We start from the raw sequence: 14,646 nt of genomic DNA, 5'->3' as shown, positions 1-14,646 counted from the left end.
ATTATTTCCCTCCCTTTTGTCCAATTGTTTTAGAATTACCTTCTTTCAACTTACCATCATGCCAAATCTTCTGCACTGGCTTACCAGGAATTTCTCTTGTCCATTTTTTATAGGTTTTTTCGTCACGATAAGATAGTAATGTTAATACCTCACCATCTGCACCGGCACGACCAGTACGACCAGAACGGTGTAAATACTGCTCAATTGTTCGTGGTACATCGACATGAATAACATGTGTTAAACCGGCAATATCTAAACCACGTGCAGCAATATCTGTTGCTATTAAAATACGTGCGTCCCCTTTGCGGAAAGCATCTAAAGCCTTTTTACGTTCTTCCTTTTTCATGTCAGAATGAAGTGTAACGATTGGTGCAGAGCGATACTGGAGCTTCGTTTCTTTCATTAATAATTGATCAATATTATTGACGAAAGCTAATGCTCTCAGGCCTTCTGTATGCGATAGGCGGCGAAGAAACTCCGTTTTATCACGTTCTTCGACCTTCACAAAAGAGTGGGTTACTTTGCCAACCTTTAGCATATCCTCTGGCTTAATTTTAAAACGAACTGGTTCGAACATCATTCGACTTGCCACTAATTCAATTTCCTCTGTAATAGTAGCCGAAACAACTACCACTTGTCGTCCAAACGCTGAACCTTCAATAAAGGATTTAATGACAACACGGTATTCACGACTTAGTAATTGATCACATTCATCTAAAACAACTGTTTCAATTTCTTTGAGTTTTAATTTCCCTGCACGTGCTAATTCATTTAAACGACCAGGTGTTCCTACAACAATCGTTGGCTTTTTCTTTAATTTTTCAATTTGACGAGCGGAATTGGCACCACCAATAAGCTGCTGAACTGTAATATCCGTACCTGCCGTCCACTCACGGATAACTTCCACAATTTGCATCGCTAGCTCTTGTGATGGAGCTACGATAAGACCTTGTGTTTGTTTTTTCGCTCCATTAACTTTATTCAGCAATGGTAAAACATACGCTAATGTTTTACCAGAACCTGTAGGTGATTCAGCTACGATATCCTTCCCTTCAAGCATGGCTGGTATCATTTCCTCTTGAATTTTCATGGTTGCTTCAAAGTTCCATTTTGCTTGTAATTCTTCTTTTAATAAACTGATTACTGACATGTTATTTCCCACCTTCTATCTGCTTGACACTAGTTTAACACACTCGGCAGCTTCCTACTTTATATGTACGCAAACCTTGGTCTAATCGTTTCACCAAATGAATCTTTCATCCATAAAAAATCTGCCTAACTCCACACATGGAAATGAAAGCCCGTCCACAACTCTTTGAAGACTTGCAGCACCCATGTAAAGCAAGCAGATTTTTTCTATACATTCCTAATCGATTAGCTCATAACCACATGCTAAAATAGCACACTCCGCTAAAACGATTAATGAATCGATATATACATTACTTAATTTTAAATCTCGATTAACTATAGATAACTCCGTACAACCCAACACGATACGGTCACAGTTTAGGGCAAGCATGGCATCTTCAATTGGTTGCCAATCATCCTGTGTGACATCTTTACCAGCTTTGACAAAATCGTAAATGATGGTCATCACATGCGCCCTCATCTCATTATCTGGTACCACAGGTGTAATACCATATTCTTCCAACGCCTCTTGATACATCCGTGAAGTCAATGTACCTGTTGTCGCTAAAATTCCAACACGCTCTGCTCCCAATTCGGATGCTCGCTTTGCTGTTTCACGAATCATATGCAAAACGGGAATCGGAGAGCCTGCCTGAATCTCGTCATAAAAAGTATGAGCGGTATTACACGGAATAGCAATCATATCAGCTCCTACAGAAGCTAACTTTTTTGCATCCTCCATTATAACAGGCACAGGGTTTTCTTTCGTATTATCTAAAATAAAAGCCGTACGGTCAGGAATATTTGTATCATTATCAATAATGGTATGTAAATGCTCCTGATCTTTTTGCGCCTTTGTACGTCTTACAATCATTTCACCAATAAACATGGTTGCTAGTGGACCAACTCCACCTATTATACCTAAAGTTTGTTTTTTCATGAGTTAGACAGACCTTTGTTATTAAAATATTTCTTATATTTACGGTAAAAATTTAAATTATCGACAGTAACATTCAACCAGCGTTTAGCATTCATATCCTTATAATTAAAAATAGAATCCGTTGCCATTCCTTGTCGAATGAGACTTTTCGCTTCAATAATCAGTTGTTCATTTTGTACATATTTGAAAAGGACACCATTGGGTACAATTGTCCAAAGATGTTTATTTTGCACGTATGTAAGTGGCTGTTTACTTCCACGAACATAATCGTCCGCTACATATTGCATAAGGTTATAGCCACTAGCAGTCACATAATAATTGGAAAGCTCATTATGTAATTCGATACTTAACAATTTATAGTGTCCATCACGCTCATCATATTTCATATCAAATGTAGCAAATCCCTGGAATTGAATAGCTTCTAGAAACAACTTCACATTTTCCATTAAAGCAGGGTTATAGGCTGTCATAATAGCTACATAACGACCAATGCCCTCTGGTGAATGCTCTTCTAGTATTGGATTTCCTACAGCAAGAAGCTTCGTCTTCCCATCTTGTCCTACATAAGCATTGACAACACGCATATTCGCGTCTTCTCCAGGGATATATTGTTGAATCATGAGATCATCCCGATAGGCTGATTCCTTATAAATAGCATGAAATATACTATCCTTTTCTTCTTTATCATGTGCAATATATACTTTTTTCTTTCCAGGAAAAATACATGTGGCATACTTTGTCATATTCATTGGTTTAATAACAATTGGGTAATCCAATGACATTTCGTAATCTTCATAATCATTAACTGTACATACATGCATAGCAGGGTATTGAAAGCCAAATTGTGCACACAGTTCATACATACTTTCACGAGTCAGCAGCTGATGTGCAAGGCTAGTATTCACATAAGGAACTAAAAAATCCTCTATTAATTCATCTTTATGTTCTACAATTTTTTTGACATAAAATTCATCACAGGCTAATAGCAGTAATTTTTTTTCTGTGAATTCCTGCGCTATTGCCTTTAGTGCCGTCACAAATCGTTCTTCTATATGAAGTCTCGGTACTTCACGGAAGGTTAATAAATCACTTTGTTGAATTTTTTCCATATTCGTGTGATTCAATGCAAGTGGCTTCACACCATAGGCTTCGTAAAATGCTCTGGCCATGCCATAAGCATTCATTTCATCGCCTAATAAAACCGGTAAAAAAGCGTGCTCAATGGCCATTCTACTCAACTCACTTTTTACTTTTTTATTAGTGTAACATACTTCCTAATGGCTAGTTTATTTATGTACAGCTACTGCCTGTTCACCTAATTCATGATAGCTTTTAAAGAACTGATCCACATTATAAGTTACATAGCCCTTTAACGGGTCCATTACCACGACCTTATCGCCTAAATGCCCAGTTAGCACAACAGCGTGTAAATTCATAAAAGCATCCTGGGAAGTAGTCGCTCCTTTATAAATCCAGCCTCTATTTGCATTTTTTTTAGGCTTGGATAAATCCAGCGTCACCCATGTCACGACAGGAACTCCCTCACGAACAAGCTGTAAAATATCAGCCTGTGAGGCATTTCTCATATCTGTTACACGTAAATCAGCCTGTTTCTCTGCAATAGCTGCCTCCGCCGCCTTGACAATCGGAGCAGCAAATACATACATACCTCGAGCTTTATCACGAGGATTACCTGCAAAAGCCTCATTTGGATTTGGTCCAAATCGTTGATTGCCTATTGTACGTATTTCTTCCTTTGGTAAATAGTTATCAGCCATTTCAAGCTTTGACACATTCATTCCATAGTAATTTAATACGGCTGTGAGTGAAGTTATTTCACAGCCATGTGGAAGCTCAGGATTTTGCATCACCACGGGAACATCTAGCTCTTGCTCGTCTCTTGTAAAGTGGGTCTGCAATCTAAAGTAAGGTTTTGTAGTATCATAGGTAAAATTCTCGATGGTTGTATAGCCATCATTTGTTGCACTATTTTCAAGAGTCGTTGCCGCAATAGCATACTCTCGCCCCTCTTTTAGCTTCGAAAATATCGCTTCTCCCTCTTCAGAACCAATAGCTTCTTCTACAACATTACCATTCTGAACATCTGTGACCGTAATATAAAGATTAGCAATTGGTGCTCCACTATTAAATTCTACTGTTAATACTGTTAATTGATTTTTATTTTCTGCATCTTGCTGTGAAAATGGCTGACAGCTAGAAAGTAACATAATAATCAACATGCCAATAAGTAATAGGCGTTTATACCCCGTCCACAAGACAAATTCCGCTCCTATTCTAAATCGAAGGGTTACCCTTCTCTCTTTTAATTTGTCGTAGACTCTATTATACGATACTTTGAAAGAGGTTCCTATTTTATCTTGTTTCTGAGAACTTTTTTTGCATCGAAAACGAAGCTTCGAGTAAAATTAACTGTAAATACTAAAACTTTTTTCTCAAATCGTTCTTACTTTTGGTCGTAATGTATGCTTTAAAACTTTACCAGAAGCATTGCGCGGCAGTTCAGTTAAACATTCTATTTCATATGGTACTTTATATTTAGCAAGCCGTGATTGACAATAGGATAAAATGATTTCCTCATCGAGATATTTACCTTCTTTAAATACGACAAAGGCTTTAGGCACTTCTCCATACACTTCATGTGGTAATCCAACCACTGCTGCTTCTAAAATTTCTGGCAATTGATACAGCACTTCCTCCACCTCGATTGGATAAATATTTTCACCGCCTCGGATAATCATATCTTTTTTCCTATCAACTATATATAAATAGCCTTCCTCATCAAAACGTCCTAAATCACCTGAATAAAGCCATCCATCTATAATCGTTCTAGCTGTTTCTTCGGGATTACGTAAATAGCCCTTCATCACCTGGGGTCCCCTTACACATATCTCGCCCACCTCACCAGCGGGAACTAGCTTTCCTTCACTATCAACTACTCGGACCTCTGTCTGTTCTAATGGCTTCCCAACAGAGCCTATTTTCGTTAAAGCATCCGTATCTAATAAAGAGGTGGCTGCAGGTGTGTTCTCCGTTTGACCATATAAATTTTGAACTTTAACATTTGAAAACGCCTCTTTTACTTGTTTAACAAGCTCATAAGGCATTGGGGCAGCCCCGTAACATAATAAACGCAAATGGTTAAAGCTATGTTCCTTAAATCCGGGCGTATTTAAAATGATCGTATACATAGATGGAACACCAAAGAAGATGGTTGCCTCTGTTACTGCAATCTGCTCTAATGTTTTAGTGGGTGAAAAAGCTTCTTCTATCAAGACAGTCCCGCCTTGATAAAACATGGGCATGGCAAAAACATGAAGTCCCGCACAGTGAAATAATGGTGTACAAATAAACATCTTGTCCGTGTTAAGCATGTTCATGGAAGATGACCAAATATCTGCTGTAGCCACAATATTTTGATGAGTTAGCATCACGCCTTTTGGTTTACCAGTTGTACCTGAAGTGTACATAACAACAGCAGTATCATGTGCCTCCAACGGTACTACAGCCCTTACTAAATTAGTATTAGTAAGGATGTGATTCATATCTTGAAATCCAATAATATGTTGGAATGAATAGGATACATTTTCTAAGGTTTCAGCTAATCTTTCATCATAAATGAGTCCCTTTGCTTGGGAATGATTAAAAATAAACTCAACCTCCGGAGCTGCTAATTTAGTGTTAATGGGCATAGCAACGTAGCCAGCTAATTGCACACCTAAATATGCAATTAAAAATAAATCTGTGTTGAGTGTATATAGTGCAATGACATCCTCTTTTTTATAATTTTGCTCTTGTAAATAAGCTGCAAATCGTTCGACATGTTTGTAAAACTCACGATAACTTAACTTATTCCCATTATATAAGGTCGCAATTTTACTAGGCTGTTGCACAGCATACTTTTCAAGAATATCCGTCATGTACATCGTCATTATAAGCCCTCCAAAATTCATTTTCTACTGCGGGATAGAGTCATCATTAATGGCAAACTACTAAAGGATTTAAATTTCAGAAAATTATGATTTTATTTTAGCAAGCATTTAATTTCCTGGCAATTTTTCCATACACCCAAAATATGTTGGTAAACTAACGAAATATTCTTAGACGTTTTACTTTTCTAGCAATTTCTATTAGGTGTATGATATTTATACGATTTTATAGGAAAGGCCGGGTTTGCATGCTTTATGCACTTTTAGGAGATTTACATTCTAATATAGAAGATACGAAGGCTGTTCTCACTCATATTCAGCAGACAGCAAAGGAAGCAAAAATCATTGGATTAGGTGATTTATATGAATGCACTATTAGTAAGAAAAAAGCCCAAACGATGTCTGGGTTATCTTTACAAAGAGCAGCAATCGTTGAAAGTAAGTTTGAAGAGCTGTTAACCTTCCCCTCTATACGGGGCAATCAAGAAGAGCGTATTACACAGGTAACTGGTATTGAGCGCTTTAGAGCATTACCTGAAATAATGGAAATTGATGGAGCCACCCTAATGCATGGACATCAATTTAAATGGAGTGTAAGCTGGCAGCCAACATTCCCATCCTTTCAAAAGCCATTGTTCTTCTTTGGCCATAGCCATGAATCAGGTCTTTATCATCAGCAGAAAAAACTACCCATTCGCATTCGCTATGGACAACCAATTGTATTACAAGATAAACAATACGGTGTAAATGTTGGCTCCGTTGTAGATCACCGTGAATGGTGTCTGTATGATAGTGAAAAGCGGACCGTAACCTTTATGTGTGTTCCTAGTGTTGATAAAGGAACCGTGTCCTAAACATAAAAAGAGCAAGCTAATCTTCTCTTTGCTTGCTCCCCGTTTTTAATGAATATATTGCTTTTTTCCGTCCAAGAGAATTTCCTTTAACGCTTTTAGCTTTTCAATGACTACAAAGAATTTCTCTGAAATTTCCTGCAAGTATTTTTCCGCCTCATTTTTAAGACCTGTGTAATATTCCCACACGGCTTTTTTAGCAATTTCATGTACATGAATGAATGGCTGTTCTAATTCTATATAGACACGTTCCTGACCTAACAGCTTTTTGCCAGTGCCATAATACCACTCACCAAGACGTGAATCTTTAGGCGAGCCTTTATCGACATTTCCTCATTGTTCTTTGATAAACTATTCTCATGCAGAAAAAGCGCTAAAACCATGATTGATCTTAGCGCCTTTTTCCTATATAAACCTTTAGTTAGTACTAGCACTCGCAATCGCAATTTTGTAAACTATCCAGTAACTTTTCCATAGCCTCTAGTTGCTCACAAAGCGTTTGAATCATGCACTTTAAAATCGGGATTAATTCTTGGCAAATACAAAATCTCAGCACATTTTGCGCTAGTCGTATTCCTCCCTGATGATGGACAATCATTTCCCTTAAATAGTTGATGTTAATGCTATTGGAAACTGGTGGTGCACACATTGCATTAAACATAGCTTCCGTAATTTCTTTATAAGCACACATATACTCGTATAATTCATACTCTGAATTTTGCACAACACAACATCTATTTTGTAGCGCTTCAATACTTTCAAGCATTTCTGTATGTGTTCGGATGATTTCTAATGCAAGATTTTGTACAGGAATATTTGTTGTGAAGCGTAAAACATTTTCTGACATTTGAATTGCTGCTATTTGATAAGGGATGATTTGCTTTATAAAGTTTTCTGAAATACTACAAGTAATGGTCACATAGGTCATGCCCTGCATCATCTTTTTGAGGATGCGTTGATATTCCTCTAAATATATCTGTGTGACATTACTAAGTTCAATTGGTCTAGCCATTAGACACACTCCTTTCAGAGTAATGTATGCCCCCTAGGTTGTTGTGCGATAGACAATTGTACCAATTGTGCAATTTTTACTGCAACATCAAATAGTTATAAGTTATACTGACTCTTCTTTATATGTATTTAAGCATGCTTGACAAATACATGTATTCGTCTTTGTAGTACTTAACAATTGCTCTGGAAAATTCTCTGTCATACACCAACATTCTTTTTCACCTTTGGCGACTTCACAATGATTTTCTCTCCCACAACGTGGGCATCTATTTTCCAACATAGTCTAAGACCTCCCTTTCTTATCTCATCATTGTAAAGGAAAAAAGGAAGAGCACTCAACACCTCACTCCTCCTCAGTCACTTATTGATGCTTGTGTATTTCTTGTTTTACTTCATCAACATTTGTGTCACTAAAGACAGCCGTCCCATGTCCTCCCTGTTTAGCCAATAATGCTTTTACCTCATTGTAGGATAATCCTGATTCGGCATTTTTTTGCTTCACTTCATCAATATTCGTACCCGAAACTGAGAATTGGGCATCTCCATTTTCTCTATTCATTGCTCGCTCCCCCTACAATTCATCCGGCTGTAATTCAATCAATTCATCGCCTTCTCTTTCTACTCTCTTATTAAGCTCCTCCACAGGAATAGCATCCACGGTTTGCATATCCTCATGCAAATCGAAAAGACTTATTGTATCAGATTCAACCATGTCAGGTTTGTCTTTACTATTTAAATTCATAAATATTTTCTTTTCATGTGGTATTTGTTCTTTGTCCATCATGCCACACTCCTTTCTTCTTTAATGTGTGTAATGATGAACAGATTATGTGTCATTCCCTTTTAGCACTTTTATCGATACGATGGTATTCAGAAATTTGAATGACTCGTACATGCCTAGTATGCAATTCATGATAAATACCTCTGCTATCTGTAAAGGAGATATATTGATCTCGTTCACTCTTTACCAGTTTCTCTGCTTCTTGCTGCGACTCGATAAAGATAAATCTTCTGACATAATGTATTTCATCAAAAAAATAAGTAATTTTAAATTCCTTCATGCTATATGCTCCTTAACAATACGATGTTACTGTTTATTCTATCCAAAGACCTGAACAATCCATAACATCATTCATTTGTAGCATATAGTATAATCATCACCTGTATTAAAGGAGGGATTGACGTTGATTCATACCGTTAAACCTGGGGAAACGTTAATTCAAATTTCCCGTGATTATCGTACTCCAGTGGCTTCCATTGTTGCTGCCAATCCAGGCATTCAATCAGGTACTCTTTACGTTGGTCAACCAATAATAATACCTGGCTTTCCGGACCCCGAAACGATCCCCTACCGTATTGAGATTTCTACAGAAAATCGTTGGCTACGTCTCTATAGAAATAGTATCCTACAAAAACAATATCCAATAGCAGTTGGACGTATGCTCCACGAAACACCTGTCGGCAGCTTTATTATTATTAACAAAGACCCAAATCCAGGCGGCCCATTTGGAACTATGTGGATGAGTTTATCAAAGGAACACTATGGCATTCATGGCACGAATGATCCTAGCTCCATTGGGCATGCTGTTTCTCATGGATGTATCCGAATGCAAAATCCAGATGTTGAAGAACTGGCCAGTATTGTTCCAATAGGGACTGAAGTAGTGATTCATCCATAATAAATAAGGCTATCTATTGGGATAGCCTCTCGATTCATTTATCCTTCCCCTCTTGACTGTACAAGCTTCATTAAATAGTATTGCTCTTCACGCCACATATGATCCGCCATAGGTGCAGTAAATGTACCTAAAACCTCTGCACTCAATTCCATCTCTTCTAACTCCTTTAAAAATGTTTTGAATAATGTCATCTCCAGCTCAACATCTTTATTAAATCGGCTTAAAGCAGGAAAGGAATGCATATTAGTTCGTAAATAACCTGTTAATTCTACTGCTTTTAAATAAAATTGTTCAAAGTGTTTGGCAAACTCATGACTCTTTTGCTTCAATCTTTTTTCGACCCCATCTAAATTATCCTGAATAATACCTGCATGTCCTGAGGCATCCAATAACCAAATTAAATGGTGATGAAGCTCATGAAATATGGGTGGCACTTCGCCTTTTCTCAAATAACTAAGTACATTTTGATATTCCTCAAGCTCATTCACCATATGATTGACAAATGTTGGTGTTAAATGAATACCAATATCTCCTGACAATTGATGTCTCAGTAGATGGAGTTTAAATTGTTTAAACTGCTCGACATTGTCATCGACAGTTATCGTGAAAGCGACGGCATTGGTAGCATCAATAGACGACACATAGGTGAGGAGCCGAGAGAATTGCTGGATAAAACTATTTGCCCTTTGAATGTCATCCTGTTCAGAGGGATATAATGCATCATGAATAAATTGCGCATGATTTTGCATGATTTCTAGCCAAAACCTATGCTCGAAAATTGCATGTTGCACAAAATCAGACAAAGTTAAACCTCCTTTATTTTTCTGAACTTTGGAAGAAGCTTGACACTAACGCACCCAGTTTATGTCTCCTCCATTCTATTCATCATGAAATACAAATAGTAGTCTTGGATTCATCATAATCCTTGTTGTATAGGATGAAACACTAATAGCTATACTACCAATGGCTAAAGTAATTATTAGATGGAGTTACAACTTTAGGAGGGAGTATTTTGTCCACAAAGAAACAGTTATTATCAATTTTTGCCTTAGGTGGCATTAATGAAATTGGCAAGAATATGTATGTAGTTCAATATGCAGATGATATGATTCTTATTGATTGCGGAGCGAAATTTCCAGATGAGACCTTGCTCGGTATTGATTTAATAATTCCTGATATTACCTACTTGCTTGAAAATAAAGAAAAAGTTAAGGCTTTAATTGTGACGCATGGACATGAAGATCACATTGGTGGTATTCCATATCTATTAAAAAAATTAAACGTTCCTGTTTATGCTACTCGCTTTACTTTAGGGCTGATCGAATTGAAGCTAAAAGAACATAAGCTGCTCAGAGAGACGGATTTAATTGAAATTCATGCTGATTCAGCACTTCATTTAGGAGAAATTGATGTAAGCTTCTTTAGAACTAACCATAGCATACCCGATTGCTTAGGAATCGTCCTTGCCACTCCTGAAGGAAATGTAGTGCATACTGGCGATTTCAAATTCGACTTAACACCTGTGAATAACCAATTCGCAGACATTCATAAAATGGCGGAAATCGGATCAAAAGGAGTGCTCGTTCTAATATCAGAAAGTACAAATGCTGAACGGCCAGGCTTAACCCCCTCAGAGCAACTTGTTGGGCATCATATTGAGGAGGCCTTTTTCCATGCTGAGCGTAAAATTATCATCTCAACCTTTGCCTCAAATGTTAATCGTATTCAACAAATTGTGCATGCAACCATTGCCGCTAATCGAAAGCTAGCTTTATTAGGTCGTAGCATGGTAAATGTTGTAGATGTCGCTATTGAACGAGGGTATTTATTTGTTCCAGATGATCTGTTAATAGATGCGCGTGAAGTCAAATACCTTCCCCCTGAAGAGGTTGTAGTACTATGCACAGGTAGTCAAGGAGAACCGTTAGCAGCACTCGCTCGTTTAGCAAATGGTAATCATCGGGAAGTAAAGGTTTTACCTGATGATATGGTTATTCTTGCAGCGTCTCCTATTCCAGGCAATGAAAAAGGAGTTTCTCGCATCGTGGATCATTTATTTCAGCTTGGCGCAAAAGTCATATATGGTTCTTCCAGTCATACGGGAATGCATGTTTCAGGACATGGCTATCAGGAAGACTTAAAGCTTATGCTGACGTTTATGAAACCACAATTTTTTATTCCTATTCATGGCGAATTCCGTATGTTGCATCAGCACCGTTTATTAGCTGAGGCTGTTGGTGTTCAAAAGGGCCATACGTTTATTATGAAAAATGGAGATGTTGTTGATATTGAAAATGCGGTGGCGCGACAAACACGCAAAGTCCCATCAGGGGATACGTATGTGGATGGAATCGGCATAGGTGAAGTAGAAGGCATTGTCCTGCGTGATCGCAAGCAACTTTCTGAGGATGGGATGTTGGTTATTGTCTTAACCCTTAGCAAAGCAGACGGTGCTATCATTTCAGAGCCTGATACTATTTCTCGTGGCTTTGTGTATGCAAAAGATTTTGAGGAGCTATTAAATAAAGTGAATGTCCTGACCAAAGAAATCATCATGGAATTGCAGCAAGAAAGTAGGCAAATACATGTCTTAAGACGAGAAATAAAAAAAGCTGTAGGTCAATATTTATTTACACAAACAAAACGGAAACCTATGATTTTACCCATTATTATTGAAATTTAAGCAGTCGGTGCATGGACTTTCAAATCCATTACGCACCGACTGCTTTATATTATTCGCTACATATACTCTGAAAAACATGATACTCTTGAAAATCATTCAAAAAATCACCATTAAAAATATGGTCTAGCATAGCGATATATTGATCATTCAATTGCTCAAATCCTTCGTGTAAGCTGTCGGAATGCTGTTTTACTTGTCTAGAAATATTATCAAAATATTTGGGTAGTTCATTCACCGCAGTGACTAGTGAACCCTTATTTTTTAATAATTGTTCAACAGCATTTATTAATTGAACGACATTATGCTGAATGGCTATAGAAGGTAAATCAATCATTAAACTATAGACATTACATCTCTCTTTATTGTTCTGATACCATTTCATAAAATGAAATAAATAGTCACCGATTAGTATCGATTCTTTCGGTATGATTGCGATGATATCATGGCTAATACATACATCTGTTTTACATTGATATATATACGCTTCCTTTAAATTCATTTTATTTAGAAGGATACTTTGAGCGGGCACCAGTGAAAAAGAAAATGGTTCTTTCAAAGTACTATCAACCTTTGGTAAAAGACTAGTATTATCTTCCAACGATAATTTCCTTAGCGCTTCTTCTGTTATATAAGGAATACCATCCATAGCAAAACGTTTTTTACTCGTGACCACCTTCCCAATTTTTATTTTTGCTATCTCTTCTAACAAATATTTCACCTTGCTTTCATCCTCCAATCCTACATCCTACTTTGTAAACCGCCCTATAAAGTTCACTTTCAATATAATCCTTATAGCTTCCATTAGGCCATTTGGTTAAGGAAAGTTGATACTCTAAAATTGTACCATTTTAATGTAACATTTTCTCTATTATACCACTATAATAGTATAGTCAATTCCACTATTTTTCACTAGCTTTTAACATAGAGGTGAATCATATGTCAGATTTTTTAAAGCTAGTAGGTGAACAACTCCGTATTATTAGATTATCTAAGGGGCTAAGCCAGGAAGAAGTGGCCGAAAGAACAGGGAAATTGGGGTTCAGTAAAGGGAGAGTTTCCAATATTGAACACGGACAATCTAATATAACCTTGAGTACATTAGAAACACTTATGAAGGCACTAGACATCCCTCCTGAGGAGCTTTTTAATTTTCAAAAATTATCTGGCGTTACTGATATTGAGGAAAAGAACCTTATGCTAGACATTCATCGATCATTATTAAGAGAACGCAATTTAGATGAGGTTAAATATGTCGTTCGGATTACAAAGGATTTTTTAGATACGATTGATTCACAGTCAAAGAAAAACAGCCCCAATGGTCAATGACATTGGAGCTGTTTCTTTTCATATACATAATTACATACCAAACTTTTGACGATAGCCACATTTTCTACAAAGCTCTTCAACAGCCTCTCTTCTTGAAAAGCCATCGATTATATTAGTTGCACGTTCCCCATCCACTATTTCTGCGAAGGATTTTTCATGAACATTACCTAAATTAATGACCCCTTCGCCATCTAAACAGCAAGGTACCACGGTACCATCTACAAGAATTGCAGCCTGACTCCGAAGTGCGTGACAAAAGCCTTTACCTTCATCTTCTGGCTCCAGTAAGCTTGGCCATCTAAATTCATGATCCTGATTCAAATAAATATTGGGGCCAATTTTCACACCCTTACCAGGCTCTACTTTTTCTTCGATGCGAAAATCAAGATTATACTCATTTTCTAGTATTTCTAATGTTTCACGGTTGCGACGTGCTGCAACATCTGAAACATGGTCTTTTTGCAAATTCCATAAACGGTAGGAAATAATCGTTTTGTATTCTCTAGACTCCCGTACAAAATCTAAAATATCGCCTAAATATTTTTCTCTGTTTTCAGAACCCTCATGCCCATCAAAGCTATGTAGAGAAAAGTTTATTTGACGTAATGCTGGTTTTCCTAATATTTTTTCACGGTTTTTCTTAATTAGCGTACCATTCGTTGTAATATTAACCTTAAACCCTTTCGCATGAGCCGCATCCAACAATTGATCTATTCGTGGATGTAAAAGAGGCTCTCCCTTTACATGCAAATAAATATATTTAGTGTGGGGTCGGATTTCGTCTAATATTTTATTAAATTGCTCTACTTTTATGAGTCCCTTTGCTCGTGCAGTAGGTGGACAAAAACTACATGCTAAATTACAAACACTCGTTATTTCTATATAAACCTTTTTAAATGTTTTCAACTTTCCTTCACCGTTCCAGTTCCCTAGATATTCAAATCCCATTCATTTTAACAAATTTATAGGATAGATAGCAAAATTCATGTGCTTCTCTCTAGTTGATATGGCTACACGTACAAACGGACTTTAAAAACTGTAATATCTTATTAGTATTAGTATTAATAGATGAAAGGAGGTC

Annotated in this window: 17 protein-coding genes and 1 pseudogene; 4 read left to right on the top strand and 14 right to left on the bottom strand. The window is 37.1% G+C overall.

Annotated elements, in window-relative coordinates; all coding sequences use genetic code 11:
* Position 1: 1 nt before the first annotated feature.
* The 5 genes from ACP3VS_RS19325 to ACP3VS_RS19305 form a co-directional block, all read right to left on the bottom strand.
* Positions 2–1,150, bottom strand: a complete 1,149-nt coding sequence (locus ACP3VS_RS19325; protein ID WP_012292072.1) for a DEAD/DEAH box helicase — start codon at positions 1,148–1,150, stop codon at positions 2–4.
* Between the two features lie 216 nt (positions 1,151–1,366).
* Positions 1,367–2,068 carry an aspartate/glutamate racemase family protein gene (locus ACP3VS_RS19320; protein ID WP_012292071.1) on the bottom strand — a complete coding sequence of 234 codons (702 nt, stop codon included), beginning with the start codon at positions 2,066–2,068 and terminating at the stop codon, positions 1,367–1,369.
* On the bottom strand, positions 2,065–3,297 hold the full coding sequence (locus ACP3VS_RS19315) for a hypothetical protein (protein ID WP_012292070.1): 1,233 nt from the start codon (positions 3,295–3,297) through the stop codon (positions 2,065–2,067). Before ACP3VS_RS19315 ends, ACP3VS_RS19320 begins: the two co-directional genes overlap by 4 nt.
* 57 nt (positions 3,298–3,354) lie before the next feature.
* Positions 3,355–4,344 carry a C39 family peptidase gene (locus tag ACP3VS_RS19310; RefSeq protein WP_036160430.1) on the bottom strand — a complete coding sequence of 330 codons (990 nt, stop codon included), beginning with the start codon at positions 4,342–4,344 and terminating at the stop codon, positions 3,355–3,357.
* A 177-nt stretch (positions 4,345–4,521) separates the two neighbouring features.
* Positions 4,522–6,018, bottom strand: a complete 1,497-nt coding sequence (locus tag ACP3VS_RS19305; RefSeq protein WP_012292068.1) for a class I adenylate-forming enzyme family protein — start codon at positions 6,016–6,018, stop codon at positions 4,522–4,524.
* Between the two features lie 245 nt (positions 6,019–6,263).
* Here ACP3VS_RS19305 and ACP3VS_RS19300 point away from each other — a divergent pair, with 245 nt between their 5' ends.
* Positions 6,264–6,869, top strand: a complete 606-nt coding sequence (locus ACP3VS_RS19300; RefSeq protein WP_031416846.1) for a metallophosphoesterase family protein — start codon at positions 6,264–6,266, stop codon at positions 6,867–6,869.
* A gap of 45 nt (positions 6,870–6,914) precedes the next feature.
* Here ACP3VS_RS19300 and ACP3VS_RS19295 read toward each other — a convergent pair.
* From ACP3VS_RS19295 to ACP3VS_RS19270, 6 genes and pseudogenes are all read right to left on the bottom strand, one after another.
* Positions 6,915–7,160, bottom strand: a pseudogene (locus ACP3VS_RS19295) (chemotaxis protein); the annotation flags it as partial.
* A gap of 133 nt (positions 7,161–7,293) precedes the next feature.
* Entirely contained in the window at positions 7,294–7,878 is a 585-nt protein-coding gene (locus ACP3VS_RS19290; RefSeq protein ID WP_012292064.1) for a DUF305 domain-containing protein, read from the bottom strand.
* A 102-nt stretch (positions 7,879–7,980) separates the two neighbouring features.
* The gene (locus ACP3VS_RS19285) at positions 7,981–8,157 is read right to left on the bottom strand and encodes a cysteine-rich CWC family protein (protein WP_207889464.1); all 177 of its coding nucleotides are present in this window, start codon (positions 8,155–8,157) and stop codon (positions 7,981–7,983) included.
* 81 nt (positions 8,158–8,238) lie between these two features.
* Entirely contained in the window at positions 8,239–8,436 is a 198-nt protein-coding gene (locus ACP3VS_RS19280) for a gamma-type small acid-soluble spore protein (protein WP_012292063.1), read from the bottom strand.
* A 12-nt stretch (positions 8,437–8,448) separates the two neighbouring features.
* Complete coding sequence (locus tag ACP3VS_RS19275) at positions 8,449–8,661, bottom strand: hypothetical protein (protein ID WP_012292062.1); 213 nt, start codon at positions 8,659–8,661, stop codon at positions 8,449–8,451.
* 49 nt (positions 8,662–8,710) lie between these two features.
* Positions 8,711–8,938: a hypothetical protein gene (locus ACP3VS_RS19270; RefSeq protein WP_207889465.1), complete on the bottom strand. Its 228-nt coding sequence runs from the start codon at positions 8,936–8,938 to the stop codon at positions 8,711–8,713.
* Between the two features lie 123 nt (positions 8,939–9,061).
* Here ACP3VS_RS19270 and ACP3VS_RS19265 point away from each other — a divergent pair, with 123 nt between their 5' ends.
* Positions 9,062–9,556 carry a L,D-transpeptidase family protein gene (locus ACP3VS_RS19265; RefSeq protein ID WP_207889466.1) on the top strand — a complete coding sequence of 165 codons (495 nt, stop codon included), beginning with the start codon at positions 9,062–9,064 and terminating at the stop codon, positions 9,554–9,556.
* Positions 9,557–9,594: 38 nt separating this feature from the next.
* Here ACP3VS_RS19265 and ACP3VS_RS19260 read toward each other — a convergent pair whose 3' ends face one another.
* Positions 9,595–10,359: a DUF2935 domain-containing protein gene (locus ACP3VS_RS19260; RefSeq protein WP_012292059.1), complete on the bottom strand. Its 765-nt coding sequence runs from the start codon at positions 10,357–10,359 to the stop codon at positions 9,595–9,597.
* 209 nt (positions 10,360–10,568) lie between these two features.
* On the opposite strand from ACP3VS_RS19260, the gene ACP3VS_RS19255 reads away from it, so the two are divergent.
* Entirely contained in the window at positions 10,569–12,239 is a 1,671-nt protein-coding gene (locus ACP3VS_RS19255; RefSeq protein ID WP_036165348.1) for a ribonuclease J, read from the top strand.
* A gap of 49 nt (positions 12,240–12,288) precedes the next feature.
* On the opposite strand, the gene ACP3VS_RS19250 is transcribed toward ACP3VS_RS19255, so the two are convergent.
* Positions 12,289–12,975 carry a hypothetical protein gene (locus tag ACP3VS_RS19250; RefSeq protein ID WP_426389660.1) on the bottom strand — a complete coding sequence of 229 codons (687 nt, stop codon included), beginning with the start codon at positions 12,973–12,975 and terminating at the stop codon, positions 12,289–12,291.
* A 200-nt stretch (positions 12,976–13,175) separates the two neighbouring features.
* Here ACP3VS_RS19250 and ACP3VS_RS19245 point away from each other — a divergent pair, with 200 nt between their 5' ends.
* Positions 13,176–13,565: a helix-turn-helix domain-containing protein gene (locus ACP3VS_RS19245; protein WP_031416838.1), complete on the top strand. Its 390-nt coding sequence runs from the start codon at positions 13,176–13,178 to the stop codon at positions 13,563–13,565.
* 30 nt (positions 13,566–13,595) lie between these two features.
* On the opposite strand, the gene ACP3VS_RS19240 is transcribed toward ACP3VS_RS19245, so the two are convergent.
* Positions 13,596–14,471 (bottom strand): radical SAM/SPASM domain-containing protein, encoded by an 876-nt coding sequence (locus tag ACP3VS_RS19240; protein WP_031416837.1) that lies wholly within the window; start codon positions 14,469–14,471, stop codon positions 13,596–13,598.
* Positions 14,472–14,646: the final 175 nt, after the last annotated feature.

Source organism: Lysinibacillus sp. VIII_CA, assembly GCF_049943995.1.
Lineage (GTDB): Bacteria > Bacillota > Bacilli > Bacillales_A > Planococcaceae > Lysinibacillus > Lysinibacillus pinottii.
This window is presented reverse-complemented; position numbering and strand designations above follow the sequence as displayed.

Excerpts from the sequence above, each read along its gene's own strand:
- ACP3VS_RS19325 (WP_012292072.1), bottom strand. The coding sequence starts at position 1,150 with ATGTCAGTAATCAGTTTATTAAAAGAAGAATTACAAGCAAAATGGAAC.
- ACP3VS_RS19320 (WP_012292071.1), bottom strand. The coding sequence starts at position 2,068 with ATGAAAAAACAAACTTTAGGTATAATAGGTGGAGTTGGTCCACTAGCA.
- ACP3VS_RS19315 (WP_012292070.1), bottom strand. The coding sequence starts at position 3,297 with ATGGCCATTGAGCACGCTTTTTTACCGGTTTTATTAGGCGATGAAATG.
- ACP3VS_RS19305 (WP_012292068.1), bottom strand. The coding sequence starts at position 6,018 with ATGACGATGTACATGACGGATATTCTTGAAAAGTATGCTGTGCAACAG.
- ACP3VS_RS19300 (WP_031416846.1), top strand. The coding sequence starts at position 6,264 with ATGCTTTATGCACTTTTAGGAGATTTACATTCTAATATAGAAGATACG.
- ACP3VS_RS19290 (WP_012292064.1), bottom strand. The coding sequence starts at position 7,878 with ATGGCTAGACCAATTGAACTTAGTAATGTCACACAGATATATTTAGAG.
- ACP3VS_RS19285 (WP_207889464.1), bottom strand. The coding sequence starts at position 8,157 with ATGTTGGAAAATAGATGCCCACGTTGTGGGAGAGAAAATCATTGTGAA.
- ACP3VS_RS19280 (WP_012292063.1), bottom strand. The coding sequence starts at position 8,436 with ATGAATAGAGAAAATGGAGATGCCCAATTCTCAGTTTCGGGTACGAAT.
- ACP3VS_RS19275 (WP_012292062.1), bottom strand. The coding sequence starts at position 8,661 with ATGATGGACAAAGAACAAATACCACATGAAAAGAAAATATTTATGAAT.
- ACP3VS_RS19270 (WP_207889465.1), bottom strand. The coding sequence starts at position 8,938 with ATGAAGGAATTTAAAATTACTTATTTTTTTGATGAAATACATTATGTC.
- ACP3VS_RS19245 (WP_031416838.1), top strand. The coding sequence starts at position 13,176 with ATGTCAGATTTTTTAAAGCTAGTAGGTGAACAACTCCGTATTATTAGA.